We start from the raw sequence: 20,411 nt of genomic DNA, 5'->3' as shown, positions 1-20,411 counted from the left end.
TTTATCGGAGGATTCTCTCCGGGCAAGCGTCAGCCTGTCGCAGGCCGTCTTTTCTTCATCCCGGGCGCGTGCTAGCAGCCCGGCCATTACGGACCACGGGCCAGCAAGGCCCCACCCAGCATGGAGAGCCAGATGGCCACCGAACGCACCCTGTCGATCATCAAGCCCGACGCCACCAAGCGCAACCTGACCGGCAAGATCATTGCCAAGTTCGAAGACGCCGGCCTGCGGGTCGTGGCGTCGAAGCGCATCCACCTGACCCCGGCGCAGGCCGGCGAGTTCTACGCCGAGCACAAGGAGCGCGGCTTCTATGGTGAATTGGTGGACTACATGGCCAGCGAGCCGGTGGTCGTGCAGGTGCTGGAAGGGATCGGCGCCATCGCGAAGAACCGCGAAGTGATGGGCGCGACCGATCCGGCGCAGGCCGATGCGGGCACCATCCGCAAGGAATTCGCGCTGTCGAAGGGCGAGAATTCGGTGCATGGCTCGGACAGCCCGGCCTCGGCGGCGCGCGAGATTGCGTTCTTCTTCTCGGGGCTTGAGCTGGTCGGCTAAGCGCGGAAACGATTTCCGAAGCCGGAAATCGTGGACGGAATTCGACGTCGAATTCCGTCGCCCGGGATCAGCGGCGTTCCACCACGCCGAAATAGGACAGGGCCGCCTCCAGATCGGAGCGGCCCTTTTCCTTGGTGCCCTGAAGGCTGGCTTTCAGCGCATCGAAGCGCAGACGCAGGGCCTTTTTCTCGTCGCCCTGGCAATCGTTCCAGGGCCGGCCCTGCAGGCCCATCACCAGCACGTAGTAGCCGATGAAATGCGGGGCTGAACCGGACAGGAGAAGCCGCCGGTAGGCCTCGTCCGCGCCGAGGGCGCGGATTTCATCGGCCGAGTGAATGCCCGCGCGGGCAAAGGCCGCTTCGCTGGCGGGGCCGAGATTGGGGATGGACGAGACCGGGTCGGACATGGCGCCTGCGCGAATGCAACAGGGGCCAGCGTGACGGCTGGCCCCCGGTTTCGTCAAGGCGTCTTCAAGGCGTCTACAGGGCAGGGGTCAGATCGACGCCCAGTCCTTGTAGATCGGCTTGCCGGCCTGCGGCTGCGGCGTGGCCGTGCCCGGCTGGGTCTGCTGGGGTTGTGCGGTCGGCGCCGGGGTGCCGCCCTGTTGAATCTGTGCCGTGGCCATGTGACTGCTCTCCGCTCTGGCTCTTGTTTCCGATACCCCTTGATTGCGCCCCGGGCGTGGCCCGGGCAAGTCAGGGATGCGGCACCTTTGCGGATTTCCGAATCACAAGTGCGGCATTTGCCACAGGGTCAGGTCAATTCACTCGCCGGAAAGCCGATTTCGGCAAGGGCGGCAACAAGGGCCGCGGTAGGCGCGCCTTCGGCGCGGACCTGCCGGGTGGCCAGATCGACCTCGACCTTCGCCGCAAGGGGGGCCAGGGCGGCCTCGACGCTGGCCTTGCAGTGGCCGCAGGTCATGTCGGGAACGGAAAGCGTGGTCATGGGAGTGCTCCTTTTGCCCCCATATGGGCGTTCCGGTCGCTGGAAGGTCAAGGGCAAGCCTGCGGTCGGCGGCGGGCTTGACCTTCCCGTGACTGGAAGCCCCATATGGATGGGGAAGGAGTCTCCCCGATGAACGCCCCCGCCCCCGTGAACGAGACCGCCCGCCTGCACCTGGAGGGCATGTCCTGCGCCAGTTGCGTGGCGCGGGTCGAGCGGGTGCTGACGGCGCAGGAAGGTGTCGAGACCGCCAGCGCCAATTTCGGCACCGGCGAGACACTGGTGCGGTTCCATGCGCCGGCCACGCGCGAAGGCATGGCGGGCGCGCTGGCGAAGGCGGGCTATCCGGTGAAGCCGCTGGTGGTGGACCTGTCGGTCGAAGGGATGACCTGTGCCGCCTGCACTGGCCGGGTGGAACGGGTGCTGAAGGCGCAGCCCGGGGTGGCCTCGGCGGTGGCGAACCTGGCCACGCGGCGGGCGCAGGTGACGCTGTGGGAGCCGGTGCCGCCGGAACGGCTGGCGGCGGCGGTGACCAAGGCGGGCTATGTCGCCACGCCGCTGGCTTCGGCCAGGCCCGCCGATCCGCGGGCGGAAGAGCGCAAGTTGTGGCGTGCAGCGGCCCTGGCGGGGGCGCTGACGCTGCCGGTGTTCGTCACCGAGATGGGCGGGCACCTGATCCCGGCGTTTCACCACTGGCTGGGGATGACCTTCGGCACGCGCCAAATCTGGCTGATGCAGTTCGTGCTGGCGACGCTGGTGCTGGCCGGGCCGGGGCGGCGGTTCACCCTGAAGGGCTTGCCGGCGTTGCTGCGCGGGGCGCCGGACATGAACAGCCTGGTCGCGGTGGGCACCCTCGCCGCCTGGGCCTATTCGACGGTGGTGCTGTTTGCGCCCTCGCTGGTGCCGGCGGCATCGCGCGCGGTCTATTTCGAGGCGGCGGCGGTGATCGTGGTGCTGATCCTGGTCGGCCGGGCGATGGAGGCCCGGGCGCGCGGGCAGGCGGGGGCGGCGATTGCGCGGCTGGTGGGCCTGCAGCCGAAAACCGCGCGGCTTGAGGACGGGACCGAGGTGCCGGTGGCCAGCCTGCTGCCGGGAATGCGCATCGCCCTGCGGCCCGGCGAGCGGGTGCCGGTCGATGGCGCGGTGGTCTCGGGCGGCTCAGCGGTGGACGAATCCATGCTGACCGGAGAGCCGCTGCCGGTGGCCAAGCGCGCGGGCGATGCGGTCAGCGCGGGCACGGTGAACGGCACCGGCGCGCTGACGGTCGAAGTGCGGACGGTGGGCGCGGGCACGGTGCTGGCGCGCATCGTGGCGCTGGTGGAAGAGGCGCAGGGGTCCAAGCTGCCGGTGCAGGCGCTGGTCGACCGGGTGACGCTGTGGTTCGTGCCGGTGGTGATGGCGATTGCCCTGGTGACGGCGGCGGTCTGGCTGGCGGTGACGGGCGATATCGCCCGCGCGCTGGTCTCGGGCGTGTCGGTGCTGATCATCGCCTGCCCCTGCGCCATGGGCCTTGCGGTGCCGGTGTCCATTCTGGTCGGCTCTGGCCGGGCGGCCGAGTTGGGGGTGCTGTTCCGGCGGGGCGACGCGTTGCAGCGGCTGGCCGGGGTGACGCGCGTGGCCTTCGACAAGACCGGCACGTTGACCGAAGGCAAGCCGCGCGTGATGGCGGTGCATGGGCCGGGCTGGGTGCTGCCGGGCGCGGCGGCGGTCGAGGCGTCCAGCGAACACCCGCTGGCGGCGGCGGTGCTGGCGGCGGCGGGCGAGGTGCCCGAGGCGACCGGCTTCGTGGCGCACCCGGGCCTTGGCGCCGAGGCGGTGGTGGCGGGCGCGCCGACCCTTGTCGGGGCGGCGCGGATGTTTCCGACCATACCGCCCCGGCTGCGGGTGCTGGCCGATGAGGCGGCAGCACAGGGGCAAAGTGTCTTGTTCGTGGCCCGCAACGGCGCGGTGCAGGGCCTGATCACGGTGGCCGACGCGCCGCGCGCCAGTGCGGCGCGGGCGGTGGCGGCGCTGAAGGACATGGGCGTGACCCCGGCGATGATCAGCGGCGACAGCCCGGTCGCGGCGCGGGTGGTGGCGGCGGCCCTGGGGATTTCGGACGTGTCGGCGGGCGTTCTGCCCGAAGGCAAGCTGGACCTGATCCGCACCCAGGGCGGCGCCTTTGTCGGCGACGGCATCAACGATGCGCCGGCGCTGGCGGCGGCCGAGGTGGGCATCGCCATGGGCACCGGCACCGATGTCGCCATCGAGGCCGGCGAGGTGGTGCTGATGCGCGGCGACCCTCTCGCCGTGGCCAGTGCCATCCGCCTGTCCCGCGCGGTGATGCGCAACATCAGGCAGAACCTGGCCTGGGCGTTCGGCTACAACGCGGCGCTGATCCCGGTGGCGGCGGGCGTGCTGGTGCCCTTCGGCGGGCCGCAGCTTTCGCCGATGCTGGCGGCAGCGGCGATGGCGCTGTCTTCGGTCTTCGTGCTGACCAACGCGCTGCGGCTGCGTTTCGTCAAGGAGGTGACATGAACATCAAGGACGTCGCCGCCCGCGCCGGCCTGCCGGCCAAGACCATCCGCTATTACGAAGAGATCGGCCTGATCCGGCCCTTGCGCGCCGCCAACGGCTATCGCGCCTTTCGCGAGAGCGACCTGCACAAGCTGGAATTCATCGGCCGGGCGCGGTCCCTGGGCTTTTCCATCGACGATTGCCGGTCGCTGCTGGCGCTGTACGAAGACAAGGCGCGGGCCAGCGGCGATGTGAAGGCGCTGGCCGAGCGCCACCTGCAACGGATCGAGGCCAAGCTGGCCGAACTGCACGCGATGCAGGACACGCTTTCGCAGCTTGTCCATGCCTGCAAGGGCGACGCGCGGCCCGATTGCCCGATCCTGTCGGGCCTGGCAAAGGGGCCGTCCTGCTGCGCCTGAAAGCCTCAGGCGACGCGGAGGATCTTGTCCAGCGTGGTGTTCTCGACCACCAGGTCGGCCACGGTGCTGCGGTCAAGCCGGGCGTAGAAGGCATCCAGCGCCTCGGCCAGGACGCAGTTCAAACGGCACCCCTCGGCCAGGGGGCATTCCGGCGCTGTGCCCTTGAAGCATTCGGCGAAGGGAATGACCTTCTCGAAGGCGCGGAAGACCTCGCCCACGGTGATGCGCTCGGCCGGGCGGGCAAGCTGCAACCCGCCGGTTCGGCCGCGCACGGTGTGCAGGAATTTCTTCTGCGCCAACAGGTGGATCACCTGGGCCAGATGGTTTTCCGAGGCGCCGGTCGCCTCGGCAACCTCCTGCCGGCGGACAGTGCGCCCGGTGTTGATCGCGCAGAACATCAGGGCGCGCATCGCCAGACTGGTTCGGGTGGTCAGACGCATGAAGACCTCCTCAGGATTGTCCAGGGAAATTGGGCATGTGAGACTTCGCAAACCATGATCCAGATCAGAAATCCGGCCCGGCCGGCGCGAATTGGTGTCGGTCCGATGCGTCATTTCGCCCCTGTTAACGCCACCATAGCGAAAATTTCGGTTTACAATTGTATACATATGACATATTCAGATGTGAGCATGCGTAGAGGGGGAGGCGTGATGCAAAGCGATATGCGGCTGTTGGGCCGGCGTGGGTTCCTGGGGCTGGCGGCTGGCGGAGCGGCGGTCGCAGCCACCTTGGGACCGGCACGCGCGGCGAAGGTGCGGACTTCGGCACGGATTGTCATCATCGGTGCAGGTGCGGCGGGCACCTCCATGGCGAACCGGCTGGTCGAGCGTCTGGAGGGTGCCACGATCACGCTGCTTGATGGTCGGGCGGACCATTTCTATCAGCCGGGCCTGTCACTGGTGGCAGCGGGGCTGAAGCCGGCCTCCTACACGCTCTCGAAGACCGCCGACTGGCTGCCGAAAGAGGTGACGCTGATCGCAGAGAAGGCCGCAGCCATTGACCCCGATGCGAAGACTGTCGCGACCGAAGGCGGCACCCGGCTGGACTACGATTTCCTGATCGTGGCGCCCGGTCTGGTGCTGGACCACGATGCAATCCCCGGCTTTTCGCTGGACATGGTGGGCACGAACGGCATCGGCGCGCTCTATGCCGGCCCGGACTATGCGGCCAAGACCTGGGAAGCCGCCCGAAAGTTCACGGAAGAGGGCGGCGTGGGCCTGTTCACCCGGCCCGCGACCGAAATGAAGTGCGCTGGCGCACCCCTGAAGCACACTTTCCTGATTGAGGATATTGCCGGGCGCACCGTCGGCCCGGGCAAGTACGAGATTCATTTTGCCGCGCCGCAGCCCGTGCTGTTCAGCGTGCCGATCGTGGCCGAGAAGGTGCGGATGCTGTTCGGCGAACGCGGTGTCACCACCCACCTGCAGCACAAGCTGATGTCGATCGATCCCGGCAAGAAGTCGGCGCAGTTCGAGAAGACCGAAGTGGATGCGGCGACCAAGGCCGAAGTGAAATCGACGGTCGAACTGCCCTACGACTATCTGCACGTCATTCCGCCGCAGCGCGCCCCCGAGGTGATCCGCCAGTCCGGCCTGTCCTGGGCCGACAAGTGGACGGACCAAGGCTGGGTCGAATGTGACATGAAGACCCTGCGCCACCTGCGCTACCCCGAGATCTTCGCTCTGGGGGACGTGGCCGGCGTGCCCAAGGGCAAGACGGCGGCATCGGTCAAATGGATGGTGCCGGTGGTGGAGGATCACCTGGTTGCCGCCATCGAGGGCCGCGAAGGGACCGAGGTCTATGACGGCTACACTTCCTGCCCGATGATTACTCGCGTCGGCAAGGCGATGCTGGTCGAGTTCGACTACAACAACAACCTGGTGCCGTCCTTCCCCGGGCTGATCGCCCCGCTGGAAGAACTTTGGATCAGCTGGCTGATGAAGGAGGTGGCTCTGAAAGCCACCTACAACGCCATGCTGCGCGGCAAAGCCTGAACCGACGGAGAAAGAGATGAAGGACCTGACCCTTTCCACCCTGATCGCCGTCTTCGAGGAAATGTTCGGCCGAGGCCTGTTCTGGACCATGGTTGCGGTGGCGGCGCTGATCACCCTGCTGTACTTCTTTGTCCTGATCCGCGATCACCGGGTCAGTTGGCGCAAGTTCCTCTGGGCGCAGCTGTCGATGCCCTTCGGCGCCGTCGCGGCGGTGCTGTTCGTGCAAAAGGTCACCTCGTCCAGCTTTTCCAACATCGGCGGACCGGTTGACTGGATCGTGCTTCTGGGCGTTGCGGTCCTGGGGGCGGTCGGGCTTGCAATCCTGGTCTATTCGGTGCAGTCGCTGGTCCGAGGGCCGGGCTGACCCTCCATTTGCAGCCCAATGCCTGATAATGCCCCGGTCCCTCACGGCCGGGGCTTTTTCGTCCCCGGACGTTTCCGCCCTTCGCGGCTTTGGGTTCAAAGCGGTTTCGCTTGCACAGAGCCGCGGTTTTCAGCGGGCGAATTCACTGGATTTGCCGGATGATTGCGGTAACATCAAAGCGCTTTGAACGTTGACCACGCGTCCGGGCGCCGAAACTCGGTCTGCCTATCCGCTTGACCCGCCCGATGGCCGGCCTAGGCTGCCAAGTGACCCATGACCAATGCAGGACCCGCCGTGAACGACCTCAGCCTTTCGCCTGACCGCCTTCAGTCCTCTGTCCTGCATCACTTGACCTTCACCCTGGGCAAGGACGCTCCGAACGCCAGCCGCTACGACTGGCGCATGGCGCTGTCGTTTGCGATCCGTGATCGCATCGTGGAACCCTGGTTTGCCAGCACCCGCCGCACCTGGGCCGAGAACCGCAAGCGCGTCTACTACCTGTCGATGGAGTTCCTGATCGGCCGCCTGCTGGAAGACGCGACGATCAACCTTGGCCTGTACGAGGCGGCAGAAAAGACCATGGCCGGCTTTGGCCAGGACCTTGAGACGCTGATCCAGGACGAACCCGATGCGGCGCTGGGCAATGGCGGCCTGGGGCGGTTGGCGGCCTGCTTCATGGAAAGCATGGCCACGCTGGGCTGTCCGGCCTATGGCTATGGCATCCGCTATGAACACGGGCTGTTCCGCCAGCGGTTCGAGGGCGGGCGCCAGGTGGAAACCCCGGAAGACTGGCTCAATCAGGCTCATCCCTGGGAATTCCCGCGCCCTGAAAGCAGCTACACCGTGGGCTTCAAGGGCGAGGTGGAAACCCGCGACGGACGCGAGGTCTGGGTGCCCGGCGAAACCGTCCTTGCCGAGGCGCATGACACGCCCGTCATCGGCTGGGCGGGCAAATGGGCCAATACCCTGCGGCTCTGGGCAGCCAAGCCGACGACGATGTTCGACCTGGCGCGGTTCAACCGCGGTGACTATGCCGCCGCGGCCGAGCCCGAGGCGCTGGCGCGCACGCTAAGCCGCGTGCTCTATCCCGATGACACCACCTATCAGGGCAAGGAGTTGCGGCTGAAGCAGGAATTCTTTCTGACCTCGGCCGCGCTGCAGGACATCCTGCGCCGCTATCTTTATGCTCATGACGACCTGAAGGCCCTTCCGAAACACGTTGCGATCCAGATGAACGACACCCACCCGGCGATTGCCGGGCCGGAACTGGTGCGGCTGTTGTCCGACGAACACGGGCTGCCGTTCGAGGACGCCCTGTCTACGGCGCGGGCCTGCCTGGGCTACACCAACCACACGCTTCTGCCCGAGGCGCTGGAACGCTGGGCCACCTTCACCTTCGGCACCGTGCTGCCGCGCCACATGCAGATCGTCGAGCGCATCGACAGCTGGCACCGCCGCACCTACCCGTCGCGGCCGCATTACGTGGGCATTGTCAAGCACCACGAGGTGCGGATGGGCGAGCTGGCCTTCATCATGAGCCACAAGGTCAACGGCGTTTCGGCGCTGCATTCCGACCTGGTGAAGAAGAACCTGTTCCCCGAGCTGGATCGCCTGCACCCTGGCCGGATCATCAACCAGACCAACGGCGTCACGCCGCGGCGCTGGCTGAAGATGTCGAACCCTGCGCTGGCAGGGCTGATCACCGACGCCGTCGGCACCGGCTGGGAGGATGATCTCGACCGGCTGGACGGGTTGCGCGCTCATGTCGACGATGCGGGCTTTCGCGACCGCTTTGCCGCCGCCAAGCGGGCGAACAAGGCGCAGGTCAGCGACTGGATCGGGCGCGAGTTCGGGGTCAAGGTCAGCCCCGATGCGCTGTTCGACGTGCAGGTCAAGCGCATCCACGAATACAAGCGGCAGCTGCTGAACATCCTGGAATGCATCGCCCACTGGCACGCGCTGCGCAGCGGCGCGATCTCGAACCCGGTGCCGCGGGTGCGCATCTTCGGCGGCAAGGCCGCACCGGGCTATGCGGTGGCCAAGGAAATCATCCGCCTGATCAACGACGTGGCGGTCGTGGTGAACAACGATGCCAAGACCGGCGACCTGCTGAAGATCGTCTATCCGCCGAACTACAACGTGAGTATGGCCGAACGCCTGGTGCCCGCCGCCGACCTGTCGGAACAGATTTCGACCGCCGGGAAAGAGGCCAGCGGCACCGGCAACATGAAATTCATGATGAACGGCGCCCCGACCATCGGCACGCTGGACGGCGCCAACGTCGAGATTCTGGCAGAGGTGGGCGAAGAGAACTTCTTCCTGTTCGGCCTGACCGCGGAAGAGGTGCAAAAGCGCCGCGAAGACCCCGAGCATTCGCGCAAGGCCATTGAGGCGAGCCAGCCCCTGCAGGACGTGCTGCAGATGATCGCCGAGGGCCGCTTCAGCCCCGATGAGCCGGAACGCTATCATGGCCTCGTGCATGGCATGTGGCACAGCGACTATTTCCTCGTCGCTTCGGATTTCGACGCCTATCATGCGGCGCAGAAGCGGGTGGATGCGGCCTATGCCGATCCGGGCGCCTGGGTCCGAATGGCAGCGATGAACACGGCGCGGTCCGGGTTCTTCTCGTCGGACCGCACCATTCGCGGCTACATGAAGGATGTATGGGACGTGACGCCCGCGCTGTAACGGGTGCCGTCCGGGAGGGTCCGATGGGCGACGAACTGCTGGAGGCCGGCGCTGCCTGGGCCATTTCCGAGGGGCGCCATGGCGATCCGTTCTCGGTGTTGGGGCCGCAAAAACGCGGCGGCAAGTGGGTCATCACCGCCTTCGTGCCGGGGGCCGACCGGCTGTGGGTCGTCTCGGGCAAGACGGTTGCCGAGGCGCAGGCCTATCCGGGCATCCCGGGGCTGTTTAGCCATGTGCAGGGGCGCAAGGCGGCCTATCGTCTGCGGGCGCAAGGCGGCGGCACGGAATGGGAGTTCGACGATCCCTTCCGCTTTGGCCCGGTGCTGGGCGAGATGGACGAATACCTGCTGGGCGAGGGCACGCACAAACGGCTGTGGCAAGTGCTGGGTGCGCATCTGATCACCCATGAAGGCGTGGACGGCGTGCATTTCGCCGTCTGGGCGCCGAATGCCGAGCGGGTTTCCGTTGTGGGCAACTTCAACATCTGGGACGGCCGGCGCCACCCGATGCGGCGGCGCGGCCCGACCGGCGTGTGGGAGATCTTCGTGCCCGGGTTGCTGGAGGGCGAGGCCTACAAATACGAAATCCGCGGCCCCGGCGGCGTACTCTTGCCGCTCAAGGCAGACCCGGCGGGCTTCGGGTCCGAGCATCCCCCCGCCACGGCCTCGGTGGTGCGCCGGATCGGCGGCGAGTTCCACGATGCGGAGTGGATGGCCGGGCGACAGGCGCGGCAGTCGATCGACGCGCCGATCTCGGTCTATGAGGTGCATCTTGGGTCATGGCGGCGGGCGCCGGGCAACCGGATGCTGTCCTATGACGAGCTTGCCGAACAACTGGTCGGTTATGCGGTCGACATGGGGTTTACCCACATCGAATGCCTGCCGGTTTCCGAATACCCGTTCGACGGAAGCTGGGGCTATCAGCCGGTGGGCCTGTTCGCCCCCACCATCCGGCACGGCACACCTTCGGAATTCCGCGCCTTCGTGGATGCCGCGCACCGCAAGGGCCTGGGCGTGCTGCTGGACTGGGTGCCGGGGCATTTCCCGTCGGACGCGCATGGCCTGGCCTGGTTCGACGGCAGCGCTCTGTACGAACATGCCGATCCGCGCGAGGGGTTTCACCAGGACTGGAACACCCTGATCTACAACTACGGCCGGCTTGAGGTGAAGAACTTCCTTGTCTCCAACGCCTTGTATTGGCTTGAGGAATACCACGTCGACGGGTTGCGGGTGGATGCCGTGGCCTCGATGCTGTACCGCGACTACAGCCGCAAGGCGGGCGAGTGGATCCCTAACCGCGACGGCGGCCGCGAGAATTACGAGGCGATCGACGTCCTGCGGGCGATGAACATCACCGCTTACGGCGAATGCCCGGGCGTGATGACGGTGGCCGAGGAAAGCACCGCTTTTCCGGGGGTTTCGCGGCCGGCGAACTGGGGCGGGCTGGGGTTCGGCTTCAAGTGGAACATGGGGTGGATGAACGACACCCTCAGCTACATGCAGAAAGACCCGCTGTTCCGCAAATACCATCACCACAAGATGACCTTCGGCATGGTCTATGCCTGGTCGGAGAACTTCATCCTGCCGATCAGCCACGATGAGGTGGTGCATGGCAAGGGATCGATGCTGACCCGGATGCCCGGCGATGCCGAACATAAGTTCGCAAACCTGCGGGCGTTCTACGGCTACATGTGGGGACACCCGGGCAAGAAGCTTCTGTTCATGGGTCAGGAATTCGCCCAAGGCGCGGAATGGAACCACAACCAGAGCCTGGACTGGCACCAGCTTGACCTGCCCGCGCATGCCGGCGTGCAGGCGCTGGTGCGCGACCTGAACCGCATCTACCGCGACACCCCGGCGTTGCATGTCAACGACTGCCGCCCCGAGGGGTTCGAGTGGATCGAGGCGAACGATGCCGGCGCCTCGGTCTATGCCTGGGTCCGCAAGGGTGCCGCAAAAGACCCGATGGTGGTGGTGGCGGTGAACATGACCCCGGTCGAGCGCAGCTATCGGCTGGGCCTGCCCGCCGGCGGGAAATGGTCCGAGGTGATGAACACCGATGCTGCGGCATATGGTGGCGGCAACCGGGGCAACTTGGGCGGCGTGAGGGCCGAGGCCGTGCCGGCGCAGGGTCGTGCGCATTCGGCGCTTGTCACGCTGCCGCCGTTGTCGGCAGTCTATCTTCAGCAGGGCTGACATGCGTCGGTCGGGGACGGAGAACCAGATGCAGCCAAGATCGAACCAGCGACTGTCCTCGCAGGCCATGGCCTTCGTGCTGGCTGGCGGGCGCGGCAGCCGGCTGAAGGAACTGACCGACCGCCGCGCCAAGCCAGCGGTGTATTTCGGCGGCAAGACCCGGATCATCGACTTCGCGCTGTCGAACGCCCTGAACAGCGGCATCCGCAAGATGGCCATCGCCACGCAATACAAGGCGCACAGCCTGATCCGCCACATCCAGCGCGGCTGGGGGTTCTTCCGGGCCGAGCGGAACGAATACCTTGACGTGCTGCCGGCCAGCCAGCGGATGGACGAGGTGAACTGGTACCGCGGCACCGCGGATGCCCTGGCGCAGAACATCGACATCATCGACAGCTATGCGATCAAATATGTCGTCGTGCTGGCGGGCGACCACATCTACAAGATGGATTACGAGCTGATGCTGCGCCAGCATGTCGACACCGGCGCCGACGTCACCATCGGTTGCCTGACCGTGCCGCGGATGGAAGCGACCGCCTTTGGCGTGATGCATGTCGACCGCGACATGCGGATCACCCAGTTCCTGGAAAAGCCGAAGGATCCGCCGGGCATTCCGGGCGATCCCGACAATGCGCTGGCTTCGATGGGGATCTATGTCTTCGACTGGGCCTTCCTGCGCGACCTCTTGTTGCGCGACATGGTGGACGACAATTCCAGCCACGATTTCGGCAACGACCTGATCCCCGAGATCGTCAGGAACGGCAAGGCGATGGCGCACAAGTTCTCTGACAGCTGCGTGAAAAGCGGCCTGGAGGATGAGCCCTACTGGCGCGACGTCGGCACCATCGACGCCTTCTGGCAGGCCAACATCGACCTGACGGATTTCGTGCCGAAGCTGGACATCTATGACAATTCCTGGCCGATCTGGACCTATTCCGAGATCGTGCCTCCCGCGAAGTTCATCCATGACGAGGATGATCGCCGCGGTATGGCGGTGTCGTCGCTGATCTCGGGCGACTGCATCGTGTCGGGCTCCGAGGTGCGCAATTCGCTGCTGTTCACCGGGGTGCGGACGCATTCGTTCAGCGCGCTGGAATATGTCGTGGCACTGCCGCGGGTGATCGTGAACCGCAAGGCAGAGCTGCGGAACTGCGTGATCGATTCCGGCGTGATCATCCCCGAGGGGCTGGTGGTGGGCAAGGATGCCGAGGAAGACGGGCGCTGGTTCCGCCGCACCGACTCTGGCATCGTGCTGATCACGCAGGAGATGCTCGACGCGCGGGCCAGGGCCCTGGGCTGAGGGCCGGGCGCGCGGGGTATGCCCCGGAGGATTTGCGCGTCCCAGACCATCGGTTTTTCGAACCGATGGCGAAACAGACGAACTACCCCGCAGGGTATTTGAGCCAGGATGAAGGACGGGAGACGGGGACAGATGGGCGGGCGGGTGCTTTCGGTCGCGTCGGAATGCGTGCCTCTGGTCAAGACCGGGGGGTTGGCAGATGTGGTGGGGGCGCTGCCCGGCGCCTTGAAGGGCGCGGGCTGGGACATGCGGGTGCTGATCCCGGCCTATCGCCAGTTGCGCGACATGGCCGCCGAATGGCCCGAGGTGCTGGTTGAGCAAGCGCTCTGGGGCGGCACCGGGCGGGTGCTTGCAGGCGAGGTGAAGGGCGTGGCGGTCCTGCTGCTTGACGCTCCGCATCTGTATGACCGCGACGGCGGGCCCTACAACGGGCCGGGCGGCGACCACTGGGACAATGCGCAGCGTTTTGCGGCGCTGAGCTGGGTGGCGGCACGTATCGCACGCGAGGGCCTGGGCGACTGGAAACCAGACGTCCTGCACGCGCATGACTGGCAGGCGGGCTATGCTCCGGCCTATCTGGCATATCACGGCAACGGCGGCTGCCGGTCGGTCATGACGGTTCACAACATCGCCTTCCAGGGCCAGTCCTCGGCCGTGATGCTGGGTGATCTTCGGTTGCCGGCCAGTGCCTTCCATCCGGGCGCGCTGGAGTATTATGGCGGAATCTCCAGCCTGAAAGCGGGCCTTGTCACCGCCGATCGGATCACCACCGTCTCGCCGACCTATGCAACGGAACTGATGCGGCCCGAGTTCGGGATGGGTCTGCAAGGCGTGATTTCGGCGCGGGCAGGTGTCGTGTCGGGCATCCTGAACGGGGTCGACCTGGACGTATGGTCGCCCGAGGTCGAAGCGGAAAATGCCTATTCGTCCCGCGACATGGCCGGAAAGGCGGCGGCGCGGGCGGGCTTGTGCGCCGAGTTCGGAATTGAGGTGCCGGGGCCTCTGGCCATCATCGTCTCACGGCTGACCGATCAGAAAGGCATCGACCTTCTGCCAGCCGCGCTGCCGGATTTTCTCGATGGCGGGGGCGGGCTGGTCATCCTCGGGTCGGGCGACCCGGGACTGGAGGCTGCGGTGCGCGGTCTTGTGGCCCGTTTCCCGGGCCGGGTCGGCCTGCGCATCGGGTATGACGAGGGCCTGAGCCACCGCATGTTCCAGGGCGCCGATGCGGTGCTGGTGCCCAGCCGGTTCGAGCCCTGCGGGCTGACCCAGCTTTACGGGCTGCGCTACGGCACGCTGCCGGTGGTGGCGGCTGTCGGCGGCCTGGCCGATACGGTGATCAATGCTTCACCCGCAGCGATGGCAGCCGGGGTTGCGACCGGGATCAGCTTCTGGCCCACCGATGCCCTGGCCTTTGCCGGGGCGCTGCGCCGCTTGCTGGCGCTGCACGCCGACCGTAAGGCCTGGGCGCGGGTGCAGAAGAACGCCATGGCGGCAGCGGTCGGTTGGCAGACCAGCGCCGCCGCCTATGCCGCGCTGTATCAGGGGCTCAAGGGGTGACCGAGCTGCCCTTGATGCGGGCGAACGGCCATGCCGTGGCCCCCGGACGGCCCTGGCCGATGGGCGCCACGCTGACCGGCGACGGGGTGAACTTCGCCGTCTTTTCGGCCCATGCCGAGATGATCGAGCTGTGCCTGTTCTCGCCCGATGGCCGGCGCGAGATGGCTCGCCTGCCGATGCGCGACCGCGACGGCGACATCTGGCACATCCATGTCGGCGGGTTGACCGCGGGCACGGTTTACGGCTTCCGCGCCTTCGGCCCATATGAGCCCGAGCGCGGCCACCGCTTCAACCCGCACAAGCTGTTGCTCGACCCCTATGCAAGGGCGCTTGAAGGCCGGCTGAAGTGGTCCGATGCGCTGATGGGCTACAAGATCGGCTCGCCCAAGGCCGACCTCAGCTACGACACCCGCGACAGCGCCTTCGCCGCGCCCAAGTCGGTGGTGACCGACCCGTCCTACGGCTGGGACGGCGATGCCGCCCCGCGCACGCATCGCCCCGAAACGGTGATCTACGAAGCGCATGTGCGCGGCCTGACCATGCGCCATCCGCGGGTGCCGCAGGGCCTGCGCGGCACCTACCTGGGCCTCGCCTCGGATGCCGTGATCGAGCACCTGCTGGGCCTGGGCGTCACCGCGGTGGAACTGCTGCCGGTGCAGGCGTTCCTGGACGAACGCATGCTGGTCGCGCGGGGATTGCGCAACTACTGGGGCTACAACACGCTGGCCTTCTTCGCGCCCGAGCCGCGCTACATGGCCAAGGGCGGGTTGTGGGAATTCCAGACCATGGTGCGCCGGCTGCACACGGCGGGGCTTGAGGTCATTCTGGATGTGGTCTTCAACCACACCGGCGAAGGCGACGAATGGGGCCCAACCCTGTCGTTCCGCGGCCTGGACAATGCCAGCTACTACCGCCTGGCTGATGGCGGGCGGCGCTATGTCAACGACACCGGCACCGGCAATACGCTGAACCTGACCCACCCGATGGTGTTGCGCATGGTGATGGACGCCCTGCGCTACTGGGTCGAGGTCGGCCATGTCGATGGCTTCCGCTTTGACCTGGCCACCGTGCTGGGGCGCGAGGCGCATGGCTTCGACCCGCAGGGCGGGTTTTTTGACGTGATCCGCCAGGACCCGGTGCTGAGCCGGGTCAAGCTGATCGCGGAACCCTGGGATATCGGCCCCGGCGGCTATCAGCTGGGCGCCTATCCGCATCCGTTCCTGGAATGGAACGACCGCTTCCGCGATGGCGTCCGGCGGTTCTGGAAGGGCGATGCGGGGATGACCCGCGACCTGGCGGCGCGGCTGCTTGGCAGCGCCGAGAAGTTCGACCATTCGGGCCGCGCAGCGACCTCGTCGGTGAACTACCTGACCAGCCATGACGGCTTCACGCTTGAGGACCTGGTCAGCTACACCGTCAAGCGCAACTGGGCCAACGGCGAGGAAAACCGCGACGGGCATTCCGAGAACCACTCGGACAACCTGGGCGTGGAAGGCCCGACCACCGACACGGCGGTGCTGGCCGCGCGGGCCTTGCGCAAGCGCAACCTGCTGGCGACGCTGTTTCTGAGCCAAGGCGTGCCGATGCTGCTGGCGGGCGACGAGATGGGGCAAAGCCAGGCCGGCAACAACAACGCCTATGCCCAGGACAATGAGGTGTCGTGGCTGGACTGGGATCACGCGGATACCGGGCTGATGGCGTTCGTTCATCGGCTGGCCGGCTTGCGCAAGGCGCATCCGGTGCTGCGCCAGCGCCGTTTCCTGCATGCGCGGGAACGCCCGGCCGATGGCCTGCGCGACGTGATCTGGCGCCGTCCCGACGGCACCGAGCCCTCGGCCCAGGACTGGCACGATCCGGCCTTCCGCTGTCTTTGCGCCGAATTGCGGATGTCTGCCGAAGGCGGCGACCCGTCGCAGGACGCCGTGCTTGCGGTGTTCAACTGCGGCCCGGCGGTGACGCTGGTGCTGCCCGACAGCGCCCCGGGGTGGGAGCTGATCCTTGACACCACGCGCCCGGACATGGGTCACGGACCCGCACCGCATGAGGCTCCGGCCCAGTCGGTGCTGCTGTTGCGCGCCACATTCGCCCGACCGAAGGATGAGCATCCATGACCACCACCGTAGCGACCACGCCGATTGCAGGCCAGAAACCGGGCACCAGCGGGCTGCGCAAGAAGACCGCGGTCTTCATGGGGCGGCACTACCTTGAGAACTTCGTTCAGGCGGTGTTCGACGTGGTGGGCTGTGCCGGCAAGACCTTCGTCCTTGGCGGCGACGGACGCTATTTCAACGACCGCGCGGCGCAGGTGATCCTGCGGATGGCGGCGGCGAACGGCGCGGCGCGGGTGATCGTGGGGCAGGGGGCTTTGCTCTCCACGCCGGCCGCCAGCCACCTGATCCGGCTGAACCAGACCGATGGCGGCATCATCATGTCGGCCAGCCACAACCCCGGCGGCCCGACCGAGGATTTCGGCGTCAAGTTCAACATGCCGAACGGTGGCCCGGCGCCCGAGGCGGTGACAGAAAGCATTTTCACGCGCACCACAGAGATCACCGAATACCGCATCGTTCAGGCGCAGGATGTCGACCTGTCGCGCATCGGGCGGCATGATCTGGCGGGAATGGCGGTCGATGTGGTCGATCCGGTGGCGGACTATGCTGCGCTGATGGAAAGCCTTTTCAGTTTTGACGCGATCCGGGCGATGTTCGCCGGCGGGTTCCGGATGCGAATGGATTCGATGTGTGCGGTGACCGGCCCCTATGCCGTTGAAATCCTTGAAAACCGCCTTGGTGCGGCCAAGGGCACCGTGGTCAATGCTGCACCCCTGCCGGATTTCGGCGGGATGCATCCCGACCCCAACCCGACCTGGGCCAAGGCCCTGATGGATGAGATGTTCGGTGCCGATGCCCCCGATTTCGGCGCCGCTTCCGATGGCGACGGCGACCGCAACATGGTGGTCGGGCGCGGCATCTATGTCTCGCCCTCGGACAGTCTGGCGGTGTTGGCCGCGAACGCCCATCTGGCGCCGGGCTATGCCCGCGGACTGGCCGGCGTGGCGCGCTCGATGCCGACCTCTGCCGCGGCCGACCGGGTGGCGGCGGCGCTGGGGATCGCGGCTTATGAAACGCCGACAGGGTGGAAGTTCTTCGGCAACCTGCTGGATGCCGCGAAAGTCACACTGTGCGGCGAGGAAAGCTTTGGCACCGGCAGCGACCATGTGCGCGAGAAAGACGGGCTTTGGGCTGTGCTGCTGTGGCTGAACATCCTGGCCGCGCGCAAGCAGTCGGTGGCCGGGATCCTGCGGGAACATTGGGCGACCTACGGCCGCAATTACTATAGCCGGCACGATTTCGAGGCGATCGAGACGGCGAAGGCCGATGCGATGATGGCCGCGCTGCGGGGACGTCTGGCGGGCCTGCCGGGCACGGACGTGCAGGGCCTGACCATCGAGGCGGCGGACGACTTCGCCTATACCGACCCGGTCGACGGCTCGATCAGCCGGGCGCAGGGCGTGCGGGTGCTGTTCTCGGGTGGCTCGCGCGCGGTGTTCCGGCTGTCCGGCACTGGCACCGAAGGCGCGACGCTGCGGCTGTATCTGGAACGCTATGTGGCGGGGCCGGACGGTCTGGACCACAACCCGCAACAGGCGCTGGCCCCGATCATCCGCGCCGCCCATGCCATCGCCGGCATCGCCGCGCACACCGGGCGCAGCACGCCCGATGTGGTGACCTGAAGGTTCATTCGCGCCATTTCCATGTCGGACATGGACCAGACCCCCGGCCGCAGGAACCTGACACTGGTGTCGAGTTTGCGGCAGGGGGGGGGTCGGCAATGTCAGACGTGCGCAACGAAGGACGGGCCCGGTCTGGCCGGCAGGCGCGGGCCGCCGAACGCAGCCGCAAGGGCGGCGGGGTCGGACGGCCCTACATCGTGCGGAACATCCCGCCCTACGACATCCTGTCCGAAGACAACCTGCAGCGCATCGAACGTGCCGCCGACCGCATCCTGGCCGAGACCGGCATCGAGTTCCGCGACGACCCGGTCGCGCTGGACCTCTGGCGCCAGGCCGGGGCGCAGATCGACGGGCTGCGCGTGCGGTTCGCGCCGGGAATGCTGCGGGAAATCCTGACCTCCGCCCCGGCCGAATTCACCCAGCACGCCCGCAACCCCGCCAACTCCATCCGCATCGGTGGCAAGAACGTGGTGTTCTCGCCCGCCTATGGCAGCCCCTTCGTGATGGACCTCGATCGCGGCCGCCGCTTCGGCACGATGGAGGATTTCCGCAACTTCATCATGCTGGCGCAGGCCAGCCCCAGCTTTCACCACTCGGGCGGCACCATCTGCGAACCGACCGACGTGCCGGTGAACAAGCGCCACTTCGACATGGTGATGGCGCATATCGAACTGTCGGACCGGGCGTTCATGGGTTCGGTCACCGCCGAGGAACGCAGCGAAGACAGCATCGAGATGTGCCGCATCCTGTTCGGGGCGGGCTTCGTGGACGAAAACTGCGTGATCCTGGGCAATGTGAACGTCAATTCGCCTTTGGTCTGGGACGGCACCATGACCCGTTCGCTCAGGGCCTATGCCCGCGCCAATCAGGCCGCCGTGGTGGTGCCCTTCATCCTGGGCGGGGCGATGGGTCCGGTGACCAGCGCCGGCGCCATCGCGCAATCGCTGGCCGAAACCATGGCCGGCTGCGCCCTGACGCAGCTGGAGCGCAAGGGCGCGCCGGTGATCTTCGGCAACTTCCTGTCGTCGATGGCGATGCGCTCCGGCAGCCCCACCTTCGGCACGCCCGAGCCGGCGATCGGCAGCATGGTGATCGGCCAGCTTGCCCGCCGGCTGAACCTGCCGCTGCGCTGTTCGGGCAACTTCACCACCTCGAAGCTGCCCGATGCCCAGGCGATGACCGAAGGCACGATGTCGATGCTGGCCGCCATTCATTGCGGCGCCAACTTCATCCTGCATTCGGCGGGGTTCCTGGATGGGCTGCTGAGCATGTCCTATGAAAAGTTCATGCTCGACGATGACCTCTGTGGCGCCTTGCACCATTATCTGGACGGGGTGACGGTGAACGACGACACCCTTGCCGTCGATGCCTTTGCCGAGGTCGGGCCGGGCAACCACTTCTTCGGCTGCAGCCACACCATGGCGCATTACGAAACCGCCTTCTGGGACAGCGGCCTGGCCGACAACGAGCCGTTTGAAAAGTGGGAAGCGGCGGGTTCCACCGACGCCGCGACCCGGGCCAACCGGGCCTGGAAGCAGCGCCTGGCCGAATATGAGGCGCCGCCGCTGGACGATGGCCTGCGTGACGGGTTGCGCGATTTCGTGGCGCAGAAGAAGGCGGCGATGGACGACGCCTGGTACTAGCGGCCTACGCGCGCAGCCCGGTTTCCCGCAGCAGGCCCAGCCGCTTGGCTTCGTAGTAATAGCCCTTGGCGTACCACATCACCGCGCGGTCCTGATCGCCGCCCGACACCATCCAGGCCCCGCGCAGGTAGCGGCCGGCGTAGATCAGGTTGGTCTCGGCATCCAGCAGGCCCTCGGGCGGGCCCTGATAGCCCATGGTCCGCGCGGTCTGCGGCAGGATCTGCATCAGCCCATAGTAGGGGCCGTTGCGCGCGCCCGGGTTGTAGCCGCTTTCGCGCTGGATCACCCGGTGCAGCAGGCTTTCGGGGATGCCGTGGATGCCGGCATACTTGTGGATCAGCGCCCGCATCTCGGGCGTCTCGCCGGCATGCAGGTCACCGGTCGGCGCCTGGGCAGCGGGGCGGCCCCCGCAGGCGGCCAGCGCCAGCGGCATCAGCAGAAGGGATCGGCGGGACAGCGGCATCGGAAACCTCACACGGCAACGGCGGACAGGCATAGGAAACCCGCGCCTTGCGCGCAAGC

At 66.8% G+C, this 20,411-nt stretch carries 17 protein-coding genes; 12 read left to right on the top strand and 5 right to left on the bottom strand.

Annotation, left to right across the window (positions count from 1 at the left end):
• Window positions 1-132 precede the first annotated feature (132 nt).
• The gene (gene ndk, locus LHP98_RS03940; protein WP_227251168.1) at window positions 133-555 is read left to right on the top strand and encodes a nucleoside-diphosphate kinase; all 423 of its coding nucleotides are present in this window, start codon (window positions 133-135) and stop codon (window positions 553-555) included.
• 67 nt (window positions 556-622) lie between these two features.
• Here the strand turns inward: ndk and LHP98_RS03935 are convergent, their stop codons facing one another.
• From LHP98_RS03935 to LHP98_RS03930, 3 genes are all read right to left on the bottom strand, one after another.
• Entirely contained in the window at window positions 623-961 is a 339-nt protein-coding gene (locus tag LHP98_RS03935) for a TfoX/Sxy family protein (RefSeq protein WP_227251167.1), read from the bottom strand.
• A gap of 87 nt (window positions 962-1,048) precedes the next feature.
• Window positions 1,049-1,180, bottom strand: coding sequence for a hypothetical protein (locus LHP98_RS19455; RefSeq protein ID WP_264473567.1), 132 nt, complete (start codon window positions 1,178-1,180; stop codon window positions 1,049-1,051).
• A gap of 128 nt (window positions 1,181-1,308) precedes the next feature.
• Complete coding sequence (locus LHP98_RS03930; protein WP_227251166.1) at window positions 1,309-1,500, bottom strand: heavy-metal-associated domain-containing protein; 192 nt, start codon at window positions 1,498-1,500, stop codon at window positions 1,309-1,311.
• 129 nt (window positions 1,501-1,629) lie between these two features.
• On the opposite strand from LHP98_RS03930, the gene LHP98_RS03925 reads away from it, so the two are divergent.
• Window positions 1,630-4,014 carry a heavy metal translocating P-type ATPase gene (locus LHP98_RS03925; RefSeq protein WP_227251165.1) on the top strand — a complete coding sequence of 795 codons (2,385 nt, stop codon included), beginning with the start codon at window positions 1,630-1,632 and terminating at the stop codon, window positions 4,012-4,014.
• Window positions 4,011-4,412, top strand: coding sequence for a Cu(I)-responsive transcriptional regulator (cueR, locus tag LHP98_RS03920; protein WP_227251164.1), 402 nt, complete (start codon window positions 4,011-4,013; stop codon window positions 4,410-4,412). The genes LHP98_RS03925 and cueR overlap by 4 nt, the downstream gene beginning before the upstream one ends.
• Before the next feature lie 5 nt (window positions 4,413-4,417).
• On the opposite strand, the gene LHP98_RS03915 is transcribed toward cueR, so the two are convergent.
• Window positions 4,418-4,852 carry an RrF2 family transcriptional regulator gene (locus LHP98_RS03915; protein WP_227251163.1) on the bottom strand — a complete coding sequence of 145 codons (435 nt, stop codon included), beginning with the start codon at window positions 4,850-4,852 and terminating at the stop codon, window positions 4,418-4,420.
• A 210-nt stretch (window positions 4,853-5,062) separates the two neighbouring features.
• On the opposite strand from LHP98_RS03915, the gene LHP98_RS03910 reads away from it, so the two are divergent.
• From LHP98_RS03910 to LHP98_RS03870, 9 genes are all read left to right on the top strand, one after another.
• Window positions 5,063-6,406, top strand: coding sequence for an NAD(P)/FAD-dependent oxidoreductase (locus LHP98_RS03910; RefSeq protein ID WP_227251162.1), 1,344 nt, complete (start codon window positions 5,063-5,065; stop codon window positions 6,404-6,406).
• A 16-nt stretch (window positions 6,407-6,422) separates the two neighbouring features.
• The gene (locus LHP98_RS03905) at window positions 6,423-6,770 is read left to right on the top strand and encodes a DUF5368 domain-containing protein (protein WP_227251161.1); all 348 of its coding nucleotides are present in this window, start codon (window positions 6,423-6,425) and stop codon (window positions 6,768-6,770) included.
• A gap of 273 nt (window positions 6,771-7,043) precedes the next feature.
• Window positions 7,044-9,458: a glycogen/starch/alpha-glucan phosphorylase gene (locus tag LHP98_RS03900; protein WP_227251160.1), complete on the top strand. Its 2,415-nt coding sequence runs from the start codon at window positions 7,044-7,046 to the stop codon at window positions 9,456-9,458.
• 23 nt (window positions 9,459-9,481) lie between these two features.
• Entirely contained in the window at window positions 9,482-11,653 is a 2,172-nt protein-coding gene (gene glgB / locus LHP98_RS03895) for a 1,4-alpha-glucan branching protein GlgB (protein ID WP_227251159.1), read from the top strand.
• A 28-nt stretch (window positions 11,654-11,681) separates the two neighbouring features.
• The gene (gene glgC, locus LHP98_RS03890; RefSeq protein ID WP_227251158.1) at window positions 11,682-12,953 is read left to right on the top strand and encodes a glucose-1-phosphate adenylyltransferase; all 1,272 of its coding nucleotides are present in this window, start codon (window positions 11,682-11,684) and stop codon (window positions 12,951-12,953) included.
• A 108-nt stretch (window positions 12,954-13,061) separates the two neighbouring features.
• Window positions 13,062-14,513, top strand: coding sequence for a glycogen synthase GlgA (glgA, locus tag LHP98_RS03885; RefSeq protein ID WP_227251157.1), 1,452 nt, complete (start codon window positions 13,062-13,064; stop codon window positions 14,511-14,513).
• A 14-nt stretch (window positions 14,514-14,527) separates the two neighbouring features.
• Window positions 14,528-16,624, top strand: coding sequence for a glycogen debranching protein GlgX (gene glgX / locus LHP98_RS03880; RefSeq protein ID WP_227251554.1), 2,097 nt, complete (start codon window positions 14,528-14,530; stop codon window positions 16,622-16,624).
• Window positions 16,621-18,246, top strand: coding sequence for an alpha-D-glucose phosphate-specific phosphoglucomutase (locus LHP98_RS03875; protein ID WP_227251156.1), 1,626 nt, complete (start codon window positions 16,621-16,623; stop codon window positions 18,244-18,246). The genes glgX and LHP98_RS03875 overlap by 4 nt, the downstream gene beginning before the upstream one ends.
• Window positions 18,247-18,344: 98 nt before the next feature.
• Complete coding sequence (locus tag LHP98_RS03870) at window positions 18,345-19,889, top strand: trimethylamine methyltransferase family protein (protein ID WP_227251155.1); 1,545 nt, start codon at window positions 18,345-18,347, stop codon at window positions 19,887-19,889.
• A gap of 4 nt (window positions 19,890-19,893) precedes the next feature.
• Here the strand turns inward: LHP98_RS03870 and LHP98_RS03865 are convergent, their stop codons facing one another.
• Window positions 19,894-20,352 carry a lytic transglycosylase domain-containing protein gene (locus LHP98_RS03865; protein WP_227251154.1) on the bottom strand — a complete coding sequence of 153 codons (459 nt, stop codon included), beginning with the start codon at window positions 20,350-20,352 and terminating at the stop codon, window positions 19,894-19,896.
• Between the last annotated feature and the right edge of the window lie 59 nt (window positions 20,353-20,411).

This window comes from Rhodobacter sp. Har01 (assembly GCF_020564565.1).
GTDB lineage: Bacteria > Pseudomonadota > Alphaproteobacteria > Rhodobacterales > Rhodobacteraceae > Pseudogemmobacter.
The sequence above is the reverse complement of the archived record's forward strand: the minus strand, read 5'-3'. Positions and strand labels throughout refer to the sequence as shown.

Excerpts from the sequence above, each read along its gene's own strand:
- glgB (WP_227251159.1), top strand. The coding sequence starts at position 9,482 with ATGGGCGACGAACTGCTGGAGGCCGGCGCTGCCTGGGCCATTTCCGAG.
- LHP98_RS03910 (WP_227251162.1), top strand. The coding sequence starts at position 5,063 with ATGCAAAGCGATATGCGGCTGTTGGGCCGGCGTGGGTTCCTGGGGCTG.
- LHP98_RS03930 (WP_227251166.1), bottom strand. The coding sequence starts at position 1,500 with ATGACCACGCTTTCCGTTCCCGACATGACCTGCGGCCACTGCAAGGCC.
- LHP98_RS03875 (WP_227251156.1), top strand. The coding sequence starts at position 16,621 with ATGACCACCACCGTAGCGACCACGCCGATTGCAGGCCAGAAACCGGGC.
- LHP98_RS03865 (WP_227251154.1), bottom strand. The coding sequence starts at position 20,352 with ATGCCGCTGTCCCGCCGATCCCTTCTGCTGATGCCGCTGGCGCTGGCC.
- LHP98_RS03935 (WP_227251167.1), bottom strand. The coding sequence starts at position 961 with ATGTCCGACCCGGTCTCGTCCATCCCCAATCTCGGCCCCGCCAGCGAA.
- glgA (WP_227251157.1), top strand. The coding sequence starts at position 13,062 with ATGAAGGACGGGAGACGGGGACAGATGGGCGGGCGGGTGCTTTCGGTC.
- cueR (WP_227251164.1), top strand. The coding sequence starts at position 4,011 with ATGAACATCAAGGACGTCGCCGCCCGCGCCGGCCTGCCGGCCAAGACC.
- LHP98_RS03915 (WP_227251163.1), bottom strand. The coding sequence starts at position 4,852 with ATGCGTCTGACCACCCGAACCAGTCTGGCGATGCGCGCCCTGATGTTC.
- glgX (WP_227251554.1), top strand. The coding sequence starts at position 14,528 with ATGCGGGCGAACGGCCATGCCGTGGCCCCCGGACGGCCCTGGCCGATG.
- LHP98_RS03905 (WP_227251161.1), top strand. The coding sequence starts at position 6,423 with ATGAAGGACCTGACCCTTTCCACCCTGATCGCCGTCTTCGAGGAAATG.
- LHP98_RS19455 (WP_264473567.1), bottom strand. The coding sequence starts at position 1,180 with ATGGCCACGGCACAGATTCAACAGGGCGGCACCCCGGCGCCGACCGCA.
- ndk (WP_227251168.1), top strand. The coding sequence starts at position 133 with ATGGCCACCGAACGCACCCTGTCGATCATCAAGCCCGACGCCACCAAG.
- LHP98_RS03900 (WP_227251160.1), top strand. The coding sequence starts at position 7,044 with ATGACCAATGCAGGACCCGCCGTGAACGACCTCAGCCTTTCGCCTGAC.
- LHP98_RS03870 (WP_227251155.1), top strand. The coding sequence starts at position 18,345 with ATGTCAGACGTGCGCAACGAAGGACGGGCCCGGTCTGGCCGGCAGGCG.
- glgC (WP_227251158.1), top strand. The coding sequence starts at position 11,682 with ATGCAGCCAAGATCGAACCAGCGACTGTCCTCGCAGGCCATGGCCTTC.
- LHP98_RS03925 (WP_227251165.1), top strand. The coding sequence starts at position 1,630 with ATGAACGCCCCCGCCCCCGTGAACGAGACCGCCCGCCTGCACCTGGAG.